Raw genomic sequence first — 17,341 nt, 5'->3', positions numbered from 1 at the left:
TCCGGGACTGCCCGCCCCATCGTTTTTTTATACCCGCGAAAAATGAAATTTAACCAGGAGTGCCGCATATGGCTGGAACGGCGGGGCGTTCCGGGCGTCGCCCCAAGCCAACGGCGCGCAAGGCGCTGGCCGGAAACCCCGGCAAGCGAGCCCTGAACAAAGATGAACCTGTTTTTACGCCCATCAAAGGTGTTGAGCCACCGGAGTGGTTCGCTGAAGAAGATCTCCCTCTCGCCACGATCATGTGGCAACTGACAACCAAAGAACTCTGCGGTCAGGGCCTGCTGTGCGTGACTGACCTCGCGGTGCTTGAGCGGTGGTGCGTGGCCTATGAGTTCTGGCGACGTGCCGTGAAAAATATTGCCAGACAGGGCAACACCATCACCGGTGCAATGGGCGGCATGGTCAAAAATCCGGAGCTGACTGCCAAAAAAGAACAGGAGTCTGAGATGAGCAGCACGGGGGCAATGCTCGGACTCGACCCCAGCAGCCGCCAGCGTCTGATTGGCCTGGCGGGGCAGAAGAAAGCCACTAACCCGTTTCTGAAAATCATCGAATCATGAGCCGGAAATCTTACCCCAACGTAAATGCTGCCAATCAGTATGCCCGGGATGTCGTTCGCGGAAAGATTGTGGCCTGCCAGTTTGTGATTCAGGCCTGCCAGCGCCATCTTGATGACCTGATGGCGGAAAAAAGTAAGTCGTTTCGTTACCGCTTCGACAAGGACCTGGCTGAACGGGCCGCCAAATTTATTCAGCTGTTGCCGCACACCAAGGGTGAGTGGGCATTCAAGAGGATGCCCATCACGCTGGAGCCGTGGCAGCTCTTTGTGATCTGCTGTGCGTTTGGCTGGGTCAATAAAGGCACCCGGTTGCGCCGCTTCCGGGAGGTGTACACCGAAATCCCCCGTAAGAACGGCAAATCAGCAATCTCTGCCGGTGTTGCCCTGTATTGTTTTGCCTGTGATAACGAGTTTGGCGCGGAAGTGTATTCCGGTGCCACGACAGAGAAACAGGCGTGGGAAGTCTTTCGCCCGGCGCGACTGATGTGTAAACGCACACCCATGCTGACGGAAGCGTTCGGGATTGAGGTTAACGCCTCAAACATGAACCGTCCGGAGGATGGCGCGCGGTTTGAACCGCTGATCGGTAACCCCGGTGATGGATCATCACCCCACTGTGCGGTGGTGGATGAATATCACGAGCACGCCACCGATGCGCTTTACACCACGATGCTTACCGGGATGGGGGCGCGACGTCAGCCACTGATGTGGGCCATTACTACTGCCGGGTACAACATTGAGGGGCCGTGCTACGACAAGCGGCGGGAAGTCATCGAGATGCTCAACGGCTCGGTGCCCAACGATGAACTGTTCGGGATCATCTATACCGTTGATGAAGGTGACGACTGGACCGACCCGCAGGTGCTGGAAAAAGCCAATCCAAATATTGGCGTGTCGGTTTATCGCGAATTTTTGTTAAGTCAGCAGCAGCGTGCGAAAAATAACGCCCGTCTGGCAAACGTCTTTAAAACAAAACACCTCAATATCTGGGTGTCGGCGCGTTCGGCGTATTTCAACCTGGTGAGCTGGCAGAGCTGCGAGGATAAATCACTGACCCTTGAGCAGTTTGAGGGGCAGCCGTGCATTCTGGCCTTTGACCTGGCGCGTAAGCTGGATATGAACAGTATGGCGCGACTTTATACCCGCGAGATTGACGGTAAAACGCATTACTACAGTGTGGCTCCGCGCTTCTGGGTACCGTATGACACGGTGTACAACGTCGAGAAAAATGAAGATCGCCGGACAGCCGAGCGCTTTCAGAAATGGGTGGAAATGGGCGTTCTGACCGTTACCGATGGTGCGGAGGTGGATTATCGCTACATCCTCGAGGAGGCCAAAGCGGCGAACAAAATCAGCCCGGTCAGTGAGTCACCCATCGACCCCTTCGGGGCGACCGGGCTGTCGCATGACCTTGCGGATGAAGACCTGAATCCCGTCACTATCATTCAGAACTACACCAACATGTCCGACCCGATGAAAGAGCTGGAAGCGGCAATTGAATCGGGGCGTTTTCATCATGACGGCAATCCCATCATGACCTGGTGTATCGGCAACGTGGTCGGCAAAACCATTCCGGGTAACGATGATGTGGTGAAGCCCGTCAAGGAGCAGGCGGAAAACAAAATTGATGGTGCAGTTGCGCTGATTATGGCGGTTGGCAGAGCCATGCTGTACGAGAAAGAAGACACGCTGTCTGATCACATTGAGTCCTACGGGATCCGCTCGCTTTAACTGAGGTAATTATGATCATGCTGATTCTCGCGCCTCTGGTGGGCGTGCTGGGTGCGCTTTTGCTGGCGTATGGTGCCTGGCTGATTTATCCCCCGGCGGGGTTTGTTGTTGCCGGGGCGCTGTGCCTGTTCTGGTCGTGGCTGGTGGCGCGATATCTCGACCGTACACAGTCGTCTGTCGGCGGAGGTAAATAGTGTTCTTTTCGGGATTATTTCAACGAAAAAGTGACGCACCGGTGACCACGCCAGCAGAGCTGGCGGATGCTATCGGGCTGTCATATGACACCTATACCGGAAAGCAGATCAGCAGCCAGCGGGCCATGCGACTGACGGCGGTTTTTTCCTGCGTCAGGGTGCTGGCAGAGTCGGTCGGGATGTTGCCCTGCAATCTGTATCACCTGAACGGCAGCCTGAAACAGAGAGCCACCGGCGAGCGTCTGCATAAGCTGATCTCCACGCATCCCAATGGCTATATGACGCCGCAGGAGTTCTGGGAGCTGGTGGTCACCTGTCTGTGCCTGCGGGGAAACTTTTACGCCTACAAAGTGAAAGCATTTGGCGAAGTGGCTGAACTGCTGCCCGTCGATCCCGGCTGTGTGGTACCGAAGCTTAACAGTAGCTGGGAGCCGGTCTATCAGGTCACATTCCCGGATGGCTCCACGGATGTACTGAGCCAGGAAGATATCTGGCATGTGCGCACGCTGACGCTGGACGGTCTGGTGGGACTGAATCCCATCGCCTATGCCCGCGAGGCAATATCGCTGGCAGCTGCGACCGAAGAGCACGGGGCCAGACTGTTCAGCAATGGTGCGGTGACGTCCGGTGTGTTGCGTACAGAGCAGACGCTGTCGGATCAGGCTTATGAGCGTCTGAAGAAAGATTTTGAGGAGCGTCACACCGGGCTTGGTAATGCTCACCGCCCGATGATCCTTGAGATGGGGCTGGACTGGAAGTCGATGGCGCTGAACGCCGAGGACAGCCAGTTCCTGGAAACCCGCAAGTTTCAGCTTGAAGAAATCTGTCGTCTGTTCCGTGTGCCATTGCACATGGTGCAGAACACCGATCGCGCCACCTTCAACAATATCGAAGAGCTGGGGCTGGGATTTATCAACTATTCACTGGTGCCGTATCTGACCCGCATCGAACAGCGGATCAACACCGGACTGGTACGAAAAAGTAAGCAGGGCGTTTATTACGCCAAATTTAACGCCGGGGCGTTACTGCGCGGGGATATGAAGTCCCGTTTTGAAGCCTACGCCACCGGGATCAACTGGGGAATTTACTCTCCCAATGACTGCCGCGACCTGGAAGATATGAATCCGCGTCCCGGTGGTGATGTCTATCTCACACCGATGAACATGACCACGAAACCCTCCGATGGCAGTAAGGCCGGTAAGCAGAAGGATAACGCCAATGCAGACGAAACAACGTCTTGATGTACCGCTGAGTCTGAAATCTGTCAGTGACTCCGGTGAGTTTGAAGGGTATGGCTCCGTCTTTGGTGTAAAGGACAGCCACGATGATGTGGTGATGTCCGGGGCATTTGCTGCTTCCCTGCGGGCGTGGAGTGACAGAAAAGCGTTACCTGCGCTGCTCTGGCAGCACCGCATGGATGAACCCATCGGTGTTTACACTGAAATGAAGGAAGACGATGTCGGGCTTTACGTCAGGGGACGGTTGCTTATTGATGATGATCCCCTCGCAAAACGCGCACATGCACACATGAAGGCCGGTTCGTTAACCGGCCTTTCTATTGGGTACGTCCTGAAAGACTGGGAATACGACCGGAGCAAAGAAGCCTTTTTGCTGAAAGAAATCGACCTCTGGGAAGTCAGTCTGGTGACGTTTCCGTCTAACGACGAGGCGCGGATCAGCGACGTCAAGAACGCACTGGCCCGCGGGGAAATCCCTGAACAGAAAAAAATCGAAAGAGTCCTGCGTGATGTCGGACTCTCCCGTACCCAGGCCAAAGCATTCATGGCCGGGGGCTATGGCGCACTGTCCCTGCGCGACGCTGAGGATGTGAGCTCTGCACTGAATGCACTGAAAAATCTGAACTTCTAATCAGGAGAAATACGATGGCGGTAGATATTAAAGATGTAGAACAGGTCGCGCAGGAGCTGCAGCAGAAGTTTGACGACTTCAAAGCAAAGAACGACAAGCGCGTGGATGCGATTGAGCAGGAAAAAGGCAAGCTTGCCGGGCAGGTGGAAACCCTGAACGGGAAACTCAGCGAGCTGGAAAACCTCAAAAGCGATCTTGAAAAAGAGCTGCTTGAGCTGAAACGTCCGGCAGGTGGTGCGCAAAATAAACTGGCCACCGAGCATAAAGAAGCGTTTGTGGGCTTCCTGCGTAAAGGCCGTGAAGATGGTCTGCGCGATCTGGAGCGCAAGGCATTACAGGTGGGCACCGATGAAGACGGCGGCTATGCCGTGCCGGAAGCACTGGATCGCAACATTCTCACCCTGCTGAAAGATGAAGTGGTGATGCGCCAGGAAGCCACGGTGATCACCGTTGGTGGCTCCGACTACAAAAAACTGGTGAATCTGGGCGGCACGGCTTCTGGATGGGTTGGCGAGACTGACGCGCGCTCCCAGACTGCCACCTCAAAACTGGGCCTGATTGAACCTTTCATGGGGGAAATCTACGGTAACCCGCAGGCCACCCAGAAAATGCTGGATGATGCCTTTTTCAACGTGGAAGCATGGATCAACAGCGAGCTGGCAACCGAATTTGCCGAACAGGAAGAAATTGCCTTTACCACCGGCGATGGTACCAAGAAGCCGAAAGGGTTCCTGGCGTATGAATCCACGGATGAAACCGATAAGGTCCGGGCGTTCGGCAAACTTCAGCATATTGTATCCGGCGCCGCGACGGCGGTGACCGCAGACGCCATTATCAAACTGATTTACACGCTGCGTAAGGCACACCGCACCGGCGCGAAGTTCATGATGAACAACAATAGCCTGTTTGCCATCCGTCTGCTGAAAGACAGCGAGGGTAACTATCTGTGGCGTCCGGGGCTGGAGCTGGGGCAGCCGTCCTCTCTGGCGGGTTACGGTATCGCTGAAAACGAACAGATGCCGGATATCGCCGCTGATGCGAAAGCCATTGCATTTGGTAACTTCAAACGGGGTTACACCATCGTTGACCGTATCGGCACCCGCATTCTGCGTGACCCGTACACCAATAAACCGTTTGTCGGTTTTTATACCACCAAACGCACCGGCGGCATGCTGGTCGATTCGCAGGCCATCAAACTGCTGAAGATTGCAGCGGCGTAATCACTCAGGGGCGCGGAACCGCGCCCCCTGTTCTGACGGGTGAAGAATCATGATCCTGAAACAAGATCTGAAATGGTCACCGGACGGTATGCGTGTTGAGGTCATTCGGGCCGGTGAGTATGACGACGGGGCGCTTCCTGCCCGGGTGCAGGAGATTGCACTTCAGGCCGGGTTAGCAGAGCGCGGAACCAGTGCAAAAAGCAGTAAAGCGGCAAAAGAGAAAAAAGCCACGACCAGTAAAGAGGGCTGAGTATGCTTCTGACAATGGAAGAGATTAAAGCCCAACTCCGGCTGGATGAGGATTTCGATGCTGATGACCGCCATCTGCAACTGCTGGCCTGTGCGGCGCAAAAGCGGACGGAAACGTATCTGAACCGGAAGCTCTATGCACCGGATGAAACCATTCCGGAGAGCGATCCGGACGGGCTGCACCTGCCGGATGATATTCGTCTGGGGATGCTGATGCTTATCAGCCATTTTTACGAAAACCGCTCGTCGGTTACGGAAGTGGAGAAACTCGACATGCCGCAGAGTTTTGGCTGGCTTGTCGGCCCGTACAGGTACTTTCCGCAATGAAAATTCGTCAGGCGCAGACCAGCGCAACCTACATTCTGCCGGACCCCGGTGAACTGAATAAACGCGTCCTGATCCGCCAGCGGGTGGATATGCCCGCGGATAACTTTGGCGTGGAGCCTCAATACCCGGTTGCGTTCCGGACATGGGCGAAGGTTATCCAGACCAGTGCCACCACCTGGCAGGAAACCGCGCAGACCGGGGACGCCATCACCCATTACATCACCATTCGTTACCGCCGGGGGATCACTGCTGATTATGAGGTGGTCTGTGATGACAGTGTGTACCGGGTGAAACGTCAGCGTGATCTGAACGGGGCGCGGCGCTTTCTGTTGCTGGAGTGTACAGAGCTGGGCGAATTTACGCAGAGTCACGGAGGCAGCAATGGCGACTCCCTTTTTGCACGTTGATGTTCAGCAGCCCACGGAGATGCGCTTTAACCGCGCCCGTGTCCGGCGGGCGTTTGTCACGATTGGGCAGCGTCATATGCGTGATGCCCGTCGGCTGGTGATGCGCCGTGCGCGGTCGGCACCGGGTGAAAACCCCGGTTATCAGACCGGACGCCTGGCACGTTCGATTGGTTATATGGTACCCAGAGCCAGTAAACATCGCCCCGGTTTTATGGCACGTATAGCCCCTAACCAGCGCAACGGGAAGGGGAACCGGATGATCTCTGGTGACTTCTATCCGGCGTTTCTATTTTTTGGTGTCCGGGGAGGAGCAAAACGTCGTCGTAGTCATCATCGTGGTGCATCCGGTGGCAGCGGCTGGCGACTGGCTCCACGTAATAACTTCATGGTGGAAACTCTTGAAAAGAACCGCAGCTGGACACGCTATTTTCTGGCGCGGGAATTGCGTAAATCACTGAAGCCGGAGCGACGACACAGATGAAACTGACGCCTGTTATTGCTGCGCTGCGTGCCCGCTGTCCGTATTTTGAAAACCGGGTTGCAGGCGCGGCACAGTTCAAAAATCTGCCGGAGGTCGGAAAGCTGAAGCTCCCGGCGGCATATGTGGTACCGGGTGATGACTCTCCGGGAGAAAACAAAAGCCAGACCGACTACTGGCAGGAGCTGAAAGAGGGCTTCTCCGTGGTTGTCATACTGAGTAATGGGCGTGATGAGCGCGGTCAGTTTGCTTCGTATGATGTGGTGGACGATGTCCGGCAGATGCTCTTTAAGGCCCTGCTGGGCTGGAACCCGGAGGCGTGCGGTAACCCGATTACCTATGACGGCGGCACGCTGCTGGATCTGAATCGTCATGAGCTGATTTATCAGTTCGATTTTTCGGTCATCAGCGAGCTGACCGAAGACGATACCCGCCAGCAGGATGAGCTGAACAGTCTGGATGAACTGCGAACGCTGGCGATTGATGTTGATTATCTCGATCCCGGTAACGGGCCTGACGGCGATATCGAACATCACACCGAAATAATCCTTCCTTCCTGAGGATCCTCATGTTTGTCAAACCTGTTAAAGGGCGGTCAGTGCCTGACCCTGCCCGCGGTGACCTTTTGCCCACCGAAGGGCGAAATGTTGACGAGAACAACTACTGGCTGCGCCGTGAAGCAGCGGGTGATATCCGGCGCGTGAATGAAAAGGTGAATACCGATGACGATAAGCTTTAACACCATTCCGTCGAATACGCTGGTTCCGCTGTTTTATGCGGAAATGGATAACCAGGCGGCTAATACTGCACAGGACAGCGGAGCGTCGTTGCTGATTGGTCACGCCAATAACGGTGCAGAGATTGTTGCCAACAGTCTGGTGCTGATGCCGTCGGCAGACTATGCACGCCAGATTTGTGGTGCGGGAAGTCAGCTGGCGCGTATGGTCGAGGCTTATCGCCAGACCGACCCGTTTGGCGAGCTGTATGTGATTGCCGTTCCGGAAGCCACAGGCGCGGCGGCAACGGTTACGCTGACGGTGACCGGGGCGGCAACCGAAACCGGCACGGTGAATGTTTATGTGGGACGTACCCGCGTGCAGGCACCGGTGACCAACGGCGATAACGTCACGACGATTGCCAGCAGTATTCAGGATGCCATCAATGCCGTTCCGGCCATGCCGTTTACGGCTTCATCTTCGGCAGGCGTGGTCACACTGACCGCGCGTCATAAGGGGCTTTGCGGGAATGAAATTCCTGTCAGCCTCAATTACTACGGCTTTGGTGGGGGCGAAGTGCTGCCAGCGGGCGTACAGATTGCCGTGGCGACGGGTACCGCCGGAACGGGTGCTCCGGTTCTCACCGGCGCGGTGGCTGCAATGGCGGATGAGCCGTTTGATTATATCGGCCTGCCGTTCAACGACACGGCCTCCGTTAACACGCTGGTGACCGAGATGAACGATACCAGCGGTCGCTGGAGCTATGCGCGTCAGCTGTATGGTCATGTGTATACGGCAAAGATCGGCACGCTGTCAGAACTGGTGACCGCAGGTGACCAGTTTAACCAGCAGCACATCACCCTGGCGGGGTACGAAAAAGAGACCCAGACGCCTGCCGACGAGCTGGCGGCAAGCCGTACCGCCCGCGCAGCGGTGTTTATCCGCAACGATCCGGCACGTCCCACGCAGACCGGTGAGCTGGTGGGTATGCTGCCTGCGCCGAAGGGGAAACGGTTCACGATGACCGAGCAGCAGACCCTGCTGTCTCATGGCGTGGCAACGGCGTATGTCGAAAGCGGGGTGCTGCGCATTCAGCGTGATGTCACCACGTACAGGAAAAATGCTTACGGGGTTGCGGATAACAGCTACCTCGACAGCGAGACGCTGCATACCAGTGCGTATGTACTGCGCAAACTGAAATCCGTCATTACCAGTAAGTACGGGCGTCACAAGCTTGCCAGCGACGGTACCCGCTTTGGTCCCGGTCAGGCGATTGTCACCCCGGCGGTGATCAAAGGGGAACTGCTGGCAACCTACCGTCAGCTTGAGCGTGCGGGGATCGTGGAAAACTACGAACTGTTTAAGCAGTACCTGGTTGTGGAGCGTGATGCCAGCGATCCGAACCGCCTGAACACGCTGTTCCCGCCTGACTATGTTAACCAGTTGCGTGTCTTTGCCGTGGTTAACCAGTTCCGTCTTCAGTATTCAGAGGAGTCTGCATAATGGCCCGTATCGGGGGAACCTGTTATTTCAAAATTGACGGTCAGCAGCTATCGCTGACCGGCGGCATTGAGGTGCCTATGAACAGGACGGTCAATGATGACATCATCGGCCTGGACGGTTCAGTGGACCGCAAGGAAACTCACCGTGCGCCTTATGTCAAAGGGACCTTCAAGGTGCCGAAGAATTTTCCGGTGAGCAAAATCACCTCGTCTGATGAGATGACCATCACTGCCGAGCTGGCGAACGGTCAGGTCTATGTACTGTCGTCTGCCTGGCTGCACGGCGAAGCGAACCATAATGCCGAAGAAGGCACGGTCGACCTTGAGTTCCACGGTGAAGAAGGGGATTACCAGTAATGAAGGAAATTAAACTAAGCAAACCTGTTCGAGCCCATGGGGAAGATATCCACGTTCTTGAACTGCGGGAGCCTACGGGGAAAGATGTTCGTGAACTCGGTTTCCCTTACACGGCCAGCGGCGATGCAGGCGTGAAAATGGATGCAGGGGTAATTGCGAAATACATTTCTCGTTTGGCGAGCATCCCACCAAGTTCTGTTGATGAAATGCAACCCTCAGATCTGAACACTATCAGTTGGGATATTGTCGGTTTTTTCCTCGGGAACTCAGCGCAGGACAACTCCTGAATCATTATTTTGATTGCGCCAAATACTGGCGCATCAATCCCCTGGAAATGCTCAACGAACCGTTTTCAGTTCTGGGTTTACTTGCTGAGCAGGCCAACCGCATCAACCAGGAACAATAAAAATGGCTGAGTTTGAACTTAAAGCCCTGATTACCGGGGTTGACAAGCTTTCTCCTGCGCTGTCCTCCATGCAGAAGAAAATCAAAGGGTTTCAAAAAGGGATCAAATCCAGCGGTCTGGCTGATTTTTCTATGGGGGATTTAATCGGCGGCGGGGCATTTGCAGCGCCGTTTATTGCTGGGGCCAAAGCGGCAATAGATTTTGAATCGCAGATGGCTGATGTTCGTAAAGTTGTCGATTTCGATACGCCACAGCAGTTTTCCGAGATGAGTGAAGACATCTTAAAAATGTCGGATCGTCTGCCTATGGCCGCGAATGATATTGCGAAACTCGTAGCCGCAGGTGGCCAGGCTGGTATTGCAAGGGAAGACCTGAAGCAATTTGCAGAAGACGCACTGAAAATGGGCGTCGCCTTTGATCAATCAGCGGATCAGTCCGGTGAGATGATGGCTAAGTGGCGAACCTCTTTCAAAATGACTCAGGGGGAGGTGGTTTCGCTTGCAGATAAGATTAACTATCTTTCAAACAACGGGGCTGCCAGCGCCCAGCAGATTTCTGACATTGTTACCCGCATAGGTCCGCTTGGGGAGGTTGCTGGTATTGCGTCGGGTCAGATTGCGGCGTTGGGCGCAACACTTGCAGGTGTGGGCGTTGAACAGGAAATTGCCGCAACTGGCATTAAAAACTTTATGCTGGCAATTACGGGAGGTTCTAAACAGCAGCAGGAGGCGTTCCAGTTCCTCGGGTTTAATTCCAAAAAACTTGCTTCAGATATGCAAAAGGATGCCCAGGGAACGATGTTGAAGGTCCTTGAAAGCATCTCAAAACTTGATAAGGCCAGACAACCGAAGGCATTGAATGTTCTTTTTGGTAAAGAGTCCATTGGCGCAATTGCCCCTCTGTTAACCAACCTCGATCTGTTGAAGAAAAACTTCAATATGGTTGGTGATGCATCGCAGTATACCGGCTCAATGCAAAAAGAGTATGAGGCCCGTGCAGCAACGACTGCAAACCAGTTACAGCTTCTACGAAATCAGGCTACTCACGCTGGTGTGGCGCTTGGGAATGCATTGCTGCCACAAATTAATGCCAGCGCCGCGGGGTTGATGCCCCTGATTCAAAAAGCAACTGACTTTGTTTCACGTAATCCTGCCATGGTTAGAGCATTGCTGGGTGCAGCTGCCGGATTTGTCGCACTTCGAGTTGCCGTTGCTGGTGCCAGTATGGCATTAAAAATAATGTCCTTTGTCGCTAGTGCTTCACCTATTGGTTTAATTATCAGGGGGATTGCGTTGGCTGCCGGGGTGCTGATAGCAAATTGGGATGTCGTTGGGCCATTCTTTAAAGAAATGTGGGGAAGCATAAAACCATACTTTGAGGCTGGCTGGGAGCTATTCAAAACTGTTTTCGCCTGGACTCCTATGGGAATGATCATTAACAACTGGGGCCCAGTTGTGCAGTGGTTTCAGGATATGTGGGACAAGCTCAAGCCTATTATCGAGTGGTTTACAGATGGTGCCAGTGATACGGTCGCTGCCGCAAACGCCGCGCAGTGGGGAGCCGGTGGTTACGGCGCGTATGGTACAGGAGTGGCTAGTTCAGGATATAACCCTTATCAGATCAAACAGGGAACGGCGACTCAACCGAAAGGATCCATCACCGTTGAGTTCAAAGGTGCCCCACAAGGAATGAGTGTTACTGATAGCCGTTCCACAGGTATAGATGTTAACCATGATGTAGGTTACACAAGGATAGGGAGGACTGGAATGGGAGGGTAAACCTCCCATTGTTTTTAATTGATGAACCTTGCGAAATTTCCCTCTGAGTCATATTCCGCCTTGGCGACATTTTTAACCATTCCCCCTAATTGGTTTTTGCCACGGAACTGCATGATCATGACGTAATCATCTTTACGACGTATAACGTTAGTTTCGATACATTCAAAACTATCGGGATCATTCATTGATTCTTTCACGCGATCTTTCATATCAAGTGGACAACCATCCAAAGAGCGTGTGAGCTTTGCCATAACAAGCTCCTCTTTAGTTTTTTCTTTTTCTGGGGGAGTCATAACAAACGCTGCGATTATCAGTGGTGCGAAGAATCCAAAAACAGCACCGAGAAGAGCAGCCATTATTTTTCTGGGCTTGGTCTTTTCTTTTTTATAAGCCCACCGTCCTATGAAAACGGCTAGCAACAAACCCAGTATTAACGGCAAAAACATTTCCATTTATACCTCTCCTTAAAGGTAAATGTTCTCTGGCGCTTCGAAAGAAGCGTCTGAAACAGAGTAGCTTATAACAAATCATATTGGTGCAGACAATGGCGTGGAAAGACAGACTGGTTGAAGCGTCGTTTCGCGGCGTTCCGTTCAAGGTAGAAGATGAAGGGGCCCCGGTAGGACGTCGGGTTGAAACGCATGAATACCCAAACCGCGACAAACCCTATACCGAAGACCTGGGGAAAATCACTTTCCGCCCGTCCATCACAGCTTATGTGGTGGGAGATGACTGCTTTGACCAGCGCGATCGCCTGATTGAAGCGCTGAATAAACCCGGTCCCGGCACGCTTGTCCACCCGACATATGGTGAGCTGAAAGTCTGTGTTGACGGGGAAGTTCGGGTCAGCACATCGAAAAGTGAAGGGCGTATTGTCCGCTTTGACCTGAAGTTTGTCGAAGCAGGAGAACTCTCTTACCCCACATCAGGTGCGGCGACGGCGCAGACGCTGATGTCATCCTGTTCTGCACTGGATGACTGCATCAGTGACAGCTTCAGCGGTTTCAGTATCGATGGTGTGGCGGATTTCGTGCAGAACGACGTTATCGGTAATGCCAGCATAATGCTGGGGTATGTTTCTGATGCGATGAAAGTGGTGGATTCTGCCGTATCGGATGCCGCCAGGCTGTTGCAGGGGGATATCTCGGTACTTCTGCCGCCGCCATCGTCAGGCAAAAATTTCGTTGAGCAGGTGCAGAAAATGTGGCGTACCGGGAAACGCCTTTATGGTAACGCCAGCGACCTGGTCACCATGATCAAAACGCTTTCCGGTGTCAGCCTCGGCAGCGATCTGCAACCGCGCGGCGTCTGGAAAACGGACAGTAAAACCACCGCCACGGCGACGCAGCAGCGTAACGTGGTTGCCAGCACCCTTCGTACGACCGCAATCAGCGAAGCGGCGTATGCCGTCACCCGATTGCCTGCGCCAACAACTTCCGCGGTGATGCAGAATTCCGCAGTGGGGCAGGCAACAACACCCGCGCAGAGCACTGGCTGGCCTTCCGTCACGCATCCGGCACTGAACAATGCACCGGCGGTGAAAAACACGGTTGACCTGCCGACGTGGGAAGAACTGACTGACATTCGCGACACACTGAATACGGCAATTGATAAGGAGTTGTCCCGTACAACCAGCGATGCGCTGTTTCTGGCGCTGCGCCGGGTGAAAGCAGATCTGAATGCGGATATCAACACGCGCCTTGAACAGTCTGCACGGATCATTCAGCGCACACCGGATGAGGTTTTACCCGCGCTGGTGCTGGCGGCGACCTGGTTTGATAACGCGGCGCGTGACGCGGACATTATCCGGCGTAATGCCATTACGCATCCCGGCTTTGTGCCGGTGATCCCTCTGAAGGTGCCAGTGCAATGAACGACAATGTCACGCTACGGGTAAATGGCCGGGAGTGGAATGGCTGGACATCGGTGCGCATCGGTGCCGGTATTGAACGGCTGGCGCGGGATTTCAGTGTGGAGATCACCCGCCAGTGGCCGGGAGATGAGGGTATCACCACGCTTCAGCCGCGCATTAAAAACGGTTCAAAAGTGGAAGTGCTGATTGGTGATGAGCTGGTGATCACCGGCTGGGTGGAGGCGACTCCCGTTCGTTACGATGCCCGTTCGGTCAGCACCGGTATTGCCGGACGTAGTCTGACGGCTGACCTGATTGACTGTGCAGCCGAACCGACACAGTTTAACGGACGCTCGCTGGTGCAGATTGCGCAGGCGCTTGCTGCGCCTTTCGGCATTGAGGTGGTGAACAGCGGTGCGCCGTCGGGTGTTATTCCTGATGTTCAGCCTGATCACGGTGAAACAGTGATTGAGGTAATCAACAAAATACTCGGTCAGCAGCAGGCACTGGCTTACGACGACCCGCACGGCAGGCTGGTGATTGGCGGTATTGGCTCAACGCGGGCACATACTGCGCTGGTACTCGGGGAAAACATCCTTTCCTGCGATACGGAGAAGAGTATCCGGGAGCGATTTTCTGTTTACCAGGTGGCGGGGCAGCGTGCCGGAAACGACGATGATTTCGGTGAGGCCACCACCACCGCGCTGCGGGCCCGCACAGAGGACGCATTTATTGCCCGTTACCGTCCGATGTATATCAGGCAGACAGGGCAGGCTACGGGGGCAGGCTGTATTGCCCGTGCGGACTTTGAAGCCCGACAACGGGCGGCGCGGACGGATGAAACCACCTATGTGGTGCAGGGCTGGCGACAAGGTAACGGTACGCTGTGGCAGCCCAACCAGCGGGTGATTGTCTTTGATCCGGTCTGTGGTTTCGACAATACCGAACTGCTTGTTTCGGAAGTCACGTTTACTCAGGACCAGAACGGCACCCTGACGGAAATCCGTGTCGGCCCGCCTGATGCTTATCTGCCTGAACCCGAAGCCCCCGGCGCGCGGAAAAAGAAAAAAGCCAGAGTACAGGAGGACCCGTTCTGATGAGGACGATTGAAGCCATGCAGCGACAACTCCTCGGCCTGATTGGGCGGGCCGTGGTGAAAAGCATCAGTGCCGCCACGAAATGTCAGACCGTGGATGTGTCCCTGATTGCCGGTGAACCAAAAGCCGGGGTTGAACATCTTGAACCCTACGGTTTTACCGCAAGGGCAAACAGCGGTGCGGAAGCGGTGGTGTTGTTTCCGGATGGCGACCGTTCTCATGCGGTGGTTGTTACGGTGTCGGACCGGCGCTACCGCCTGAAAGGGCTGCAGACGGGTGAGGTGGCTGTCTATGACGATCAGGGGCAGTCCGTGACGCTGACCCGGGAGGGGATCGTGGTGGACGGTGCAGGTAAAACGATCACGTTTCGCAATTCACCTAAAGCACGTTTTGAAATGGACCTGGAAGTGACAGGACAGGTGAAAGACCTGTGCGACTCCAGCGGCACCACCATGTCAGCGATGCGGCTTGCCTATAACGGGCATCGTCACAGAGAGAACGGTCAGGGCAGTAACACCGACAAACCTGATAAAGCGATGGAGGCATGATGGAACTGTGGCTGACGGTGAACGGTAAACGCACCTGCGCCAGCGCACCGCTGGATCCGCTGACCCGCGCCGTGGTGATTTCCCTGTTTACCTGGCGGCGGGCGGAGCCTGATGACAACGCCGACGTCCCGATGGGATGGTGGGGGGATACCTGGCCTGCGGTACAGAATGACCGTTACGGCTCCCGACTGTGGCTGCTTCAGCGCAGCAAACTGACCAATCAGCTGGTGCAGACGGTAAGGGGGTATATCCGCGAATGCCTGCAATGGATGATTGATGACGGCGTGGTGTCCCGTATTGATCTGGATATCCGCCGCACCGGGATTAATGAGCTGGGTAACAGTATCACTCTCTGGCGCCGTGACGGACCGGTAATGATTTCTTTTGATGATCTGTGGAGTGCGATAACGCATGGCGGACAGTGAATTTCAGCGCCCGACGCTGGCAGAAAATATCAGTATGCTCCGTAACGATTTATTCGCCAGGCTGGACGTCAGCGACACGCTCCGGCGCATGGATGAAGACGTGCGGGCAAAGGTGTATGCGGCGGCGCTGCATACGGTTTACGGGTACATCGATTATCTGGCAATGAATATGCTGCCTGACCTGTGCGATGAGTCCTGGCTGGCGCGACATGCTGCGATGAAACGGTGTCCGCGCAAGGGGGCCACGGCTGCCAGCGGGTATATGCGCTGGGAAGGTGTCAGCGATGGCCTGAAGGTGACTGCCGGGAGCGTGATTCAGCGCGATGACCTGGTTCAGTACACGGCAACTGCCGATGCAACCAGCTCCGGTGGTGTCCTGCGTGTGCCGATCACTTGCTCAACTACAGGCGCGGTCGGTAACGCTGACGACGGTACGGCATTAATCCTGGTCACGCCGGTGAATGGTCTGCCGTCTTCCGGTGTTGCAGATACCCTGACTGGCGGATTCGATACTGAAGATCTGGAAACGTGGCGCGCCCGCGTCATTGAGCGGTATTACTGGACGCCGCAGGGCGGGGCTGACGTGGACTATGTCGTCTGGGCTAAAGAAGTGCCCGGCATTACCCGCGCATGGACATACCGTCACTGGATGGGAACGGGAACTGTCGGTGTGATGATTGCCAGCAGTGACCTGATTAATCCCATTCCGGAAGAATCAACGGAAACGGCGGCAAGACAACATATCGGGCCACTGGCCCCGGTGGCAGGCTCTGATTTGTATGTATTCAGGCCGGTGGCGCATAAAGTGGATTTTCATATCCGTGTGACGCCGGACACACCGGAAATACGGGCTGCCATCACCGCCGAGTTGCGTTCGTTCCTGCTGCGTGATGGTTATCCGCAGGGAGAACTGAAGGTGTCGCGTATCAGTGAGGCGATTTCCGGTGCGAACGGGGAATACAGCCATCAGTTGCTTGCACCGGCAGACAATACCTCCATTGCAAAAAATGAACTGGCGGTTCTGGGGACGATTTCATGGACGTGACAAACGATGATTACATTCGCCTGTTGTCAGCACTGTTGCCGCCCGGTCCGGCGTGGTCAGCCAGCGATCCGGCGATTGCCGGTGCGGCACCGTCATTAACCCGCGTTCATCAGCGTGCGGATGCCCTGATGCGGGAGCTGGATCCGCGCACCACCACCGAACTGATAAATCGCTGGGAGCGTCTGTGCGGCCTGCCGGATGAATGTATTCCCGCAGGGACACAGACCCTTCTCCAGCGTCAGCAACGGCTGGATGCGAAGGTTAACCTGGCGGGCGGCATCAACGAGGATTTTTATCTTGCACAGCTTGCTGCCCTGGGCAGACCAGATGCCACCATCACGCGATACGATAAAAGCACGTTCACCTGCTCATCGGCCTGTACTGACGCGGTGAATGCACCGGAATGGCGGTATTACTGGCAGGTCAACATGCCAGCCGCCACCAACACCACCTGGATGACATGTGGCGATCCCTGTGATTCCGCACTGCGTATCTGGGGCGACACCGTTGTCGAGTGTGTGCTTAACAAACTCTGCCCGTCGCATACCTACGTAATTTTTAAATATCCGGAGTAATTC

At 55.0% G+C, this 17,341-nt stretch carries 23 protein-coding genes; 22 read left to right on the top strand and 1 reads right to left on the bottom strand.

What is annotated here, in order from left to right; genetic code table 11:
- Positions 1-68: 68 nt before the first annotated feature.
- The 16 genes from AACS80_RS05380 (at position 69) to AACS80_RS05305 (ending at position 11,796) form a co-directional block, all read left to right on the top strand.
- Positions 69-563 (top strand): phage terminase small subunit P27 family, encoded by a 495-nt coding sequence (locus tag AACS80_RS05380; RefSeq protein WP_000929175.1) that lies wholly within the window; start codon positions 69-71, stop codon positions 561-563.
- Positions 560-2,293 (top strand): terminase large subunit, encoded by a 1,734-nt coding sequence (locus AACS80_RS05375; RefSeq protein WP_240727239.1) that lies wholly within the window; start codon positions 560-562, stop codon positions 2,291-2,293. The genes AACS80_RS05380 and AACS80_RS05375 overlap by 4 nt, the downstream gene beginning before the upstream one ends.
- Before the next feature lie 11 nt (positions 2,294-2,304).
- The gene (gene ymfR / locus AACS80_RS05370) at positions 2,305-2,487 is read left to right on the top strand and encodes a protein YmfR (protein WP_000605606.1); all 183 of its coding nucleotides are present in this window, start codon (positions 2,305-2,307) and stop codon (positions 2,485-2,487) included.
- Positions 2,487-3,728: a phage portal protein gene (locus tag AACS80_RS05365; RefSeq protein ID WP_000466255.1), complete on the top strand. Its 1,242-nt coding sequence runs from the start codon at positions 2,487-2,489 to the stop codon at positions 3,726-3,728. Before ymfR ends, AACS80_RS05365 begins: the two co-directional genes overlap by 1 nt.
- Positions 3,706-4,356 (top strand): HK97 family phage prohead protease, encoded by a 651-nt coding sequence (locus AACS80_RS05360; protein WP_001193632.1) that lies wholly within the window; start codon positions 3,706-3,708, stop codon positions 4,354-4,356. Before AACS80_RS05365 ends, AACS80_RS05360 begins: the two co-directional genes overlap by 23 nt.
- Before the next feature lie 14 nt (positions 4,357-4,370).
- Entirely contained in the window at positions 4,371-5,576 is a 1,206-nt protein-coding gene (locus AACS80_RS05355) for a phage major capsid protein (protein WP_130563974.1), read from the top strand.
- A gap of 49 nt (positions 5,577-5,625) precedes the next feature.
- On the top strand, positions 5,626-5,826 hold the full coding sequence (locus tag AACS80_RS05350; RefSeq protein ID WP_000601363.1) for a hypothetical protein: 201 nt from the start codon (positions 5,626-5,628) through the stop codon (positions 5,824-5,826).
- A gap of 2 nt (positions 5,827-5,828) precedes the next feature.
- The gene (locus AACS80_RS05345; RefSeq protein ID WP_000927715.1) at positions 5,829-6,152 is read left to right on the top strand and encodes a head-tail connector protein; all 324 of its coding nucleotides are present in this window, start codon (positions 5,829-5,831) and stop codon (positions 6,150-6,152) included.
- Complete coding sequence (locus tag AACS80_RS05340) at positions 6,149-6,559, top strand: phage head closure protein (protein ID WP_135410822.1); 411 nt, start codon at positions 6,149-6,151, stop codon at positions 6,557-6,559. Before AACS80_RS05345 ends, AACS80_RS05340 begins: the two co-directional genes overlap by 4 nt.
- Positions 6,534-7,040, top strand: a complete 507-nt coding sequence (locus AACS80_RS05335) for a hypothetical protein (RefSeq protein WP_074613450.1) — start codon at positions 6,534-6,536, stop codon at positions 7,038-7,040. The genes AACS80_RS05340 and AACS80_RS05335 overlap by 26 nt, the downstream gene beginning before the upstream one ends.
- Entirely contained in the window at positions 7,037-7,597 is a 561-nt protein-coding gene (locus tag AACS80_RS05330; protein WP_135410823.1) for a phage tail terminator protein, read from the top strand. The genes AACS80_RS05335 and AACS80_RS05330 overlap by 4 nt, the downstream gene beginning before the upstream one ends.
- Before the next feature lie 8 nt (positions 7,598-7,605).
- Positions 7,606-7,776 (top strand): DUF2635 domain-containing protein, encoded by a 171-nt coding sequence (locus tag AACS80_RS05325; RefSeq protein ID WP_074613451.1) that lies wholly within the window; start codon positions 7,606-7,608, stop codon positions 7,774-7,776.
- Positions 7,760-9,256 (top strand): phage tail sheath subtilisin-like domain-containing protein, encoded by a 1,497-nt coding sequence (locus tag AACS80_RS05320; RefSeq protein WP_135410824.1) that lies wholly within the window; start codon positions 7,760-7,762, stop codon positions 9,254-9,256. Before AACS80_RS05325 ends, AACS80_RS05320 begins: the two co-directional genes overlap by 17 nt.
- Positions 9,256-9,612, top strand: coding sequence for a phage tail tube protein (locus AACS80_RS05315; protein ID WP_000090998.1), 357 nt, complete (start codon positions 9,256-9,258; stop codon positions 9,610-9,612). The genes AACS80_RS05320 and AACS80_RS05315 overlap by 1 nt, the downstream gene beginning before the upstream one ends.
- Positions 9,612-9,899, top strand: coding sequence for a phage tail assembly protein (locus AACS80_RS05310; RefSeq protein ID WP_063122705.1), 288 nt, complete (start codon positions 9,612-9,614; stop codon positions 9,897-9,899). The genes AACS80_RS05315 and AACS80_RS05310 overlap by 1 nt, the downstream gene beginning before the upstream one ends.
- A gap of 121 nt (positions 9,900-10,020) precedes the next feature.
- On the top strand, positions 10,021-11,796 hold the full coding sequence (locus AACS80_RS05305; RefSeq protein WP_114505443.1) for a phage tail tape measure protein: 1,776 nt from the start codon (positions 10,021-10,023) through the stop codon (positions 11,794-11,796).
- 14 nt (positions 11,797-11,810) lie between these two features.
- Here the strand turns inward: AACS80_RS05305 and AACS80_RS05300 are convergent, their stop codons facing one another.
- Entirely contained in the window at positions 11,811-12,248 is a 438-nt protein-coding gene (locus AACS80_RS05300; protein WP_061350224.1) for a hypothetical protein, read from the bottom strand.
- 92 nt (positions 12,249-12,340) lie between these two features.
- On the opposite strand from AACS80_RS05300, the gene AACS80_RS05295 reads away from it, so the two are divergent.
- The 6 genes from AACS80_RS05295 to AACS80_RS05270 are packed head-to-tail and all read left to right on the top strand — an operon-like array spanning position 12,341 to position 17,338.
- Positions 12,341-13,669, top strand: a complete 1,329-nt coding sequence (locus AACS80_RS05295) for a DNA circularization protein (protein ID WP_135410826.1) — start codon at positions 12,341-12,343, stop codon at positions 13,667-13,669.
- Positions 13,666-14,745, top strand: coding sequence for a phage baseplate assembly protein (locus AACS80_RS05290; RefSeq protein WP_000999510.1), 1,080 nt, complete (start codon positions 13,666-13,668; stop codon positions 14,743-14,745). Before AACS80_RS05295 ends, AACS80_RS05290 begins: the two co-directional genes overlap by 4 nt.
- The gene (locus AACS80_RS05285) at positions 14,745-15,293 is read left to right on the top strand and encodes a phage baseplate assembly protein V (RefSeq protein ID WP_001259088.1); all 549 of its coding nucleotides are present in this window, start codon (positions 14,745-14,747) and stop codon (positions 15,291-15,293) included. The genes AACS80_RS05290 and AACS80_RS05285 overlap by 1 nt, the downstream gene beginning before the upstream one ends.
- A complete protein-coding gene (locus AACS80_RS05280; RefSeq protein ID WP_000424732.1) occupies positions 15,293-15,718 on the top strand; it encodes a phage GP46 family protein in 426 nt (141 codons plus the stop codon). The genes AACS80_RS05285 and AACS80_RS05280 overlap by 1 nt, the downstream gene beginning before the upstream one ends.
- On the top strand, positions 15,705-16,763 hold the full coding sequence (locus tag AACS80_RS05275; protein WP_135410827.1) for a baseplate J/gp47 family protein: 1,059 nt from the start codon (positions 15,705-15,707) through the stop codon (positions 16,761-16,763). The genes AACS80_RS05280 and AACS80_RS05275 overlap by 14 nt, the downstream gene beginning before the upstream one ends.
- Positions 16,754-17,338, top strand: a complete 585-nt coding sequence (locus AACS80_RS05270) for a YmfQ family protein (RefSeq protein ID WP_096099005.1) — start codon at positions 16,754-16,756, stop codon at positions 17,336-17,338. The genes AACS80_RS05275 and AACS80_RS05270 overlap by 10 nt, the downstream gene beginning before the upstream one ends.
- Positions 17,339-17,341: the final 3 nt, after the last annotated feature.

It is taken from the genome of Escherichia sp. E4385, assembly GCF_963883145.1.
Lineage (GTDB): Bacteria > Pseudomonadota > Gammaproteobacteria > Enterobacterales > Enterobacteriaceae > Escherichia.
Note: the sequence above shows the minus strand (reverse complement) of the source record. Positions and strands in the feature narration are given on the sequence as shown.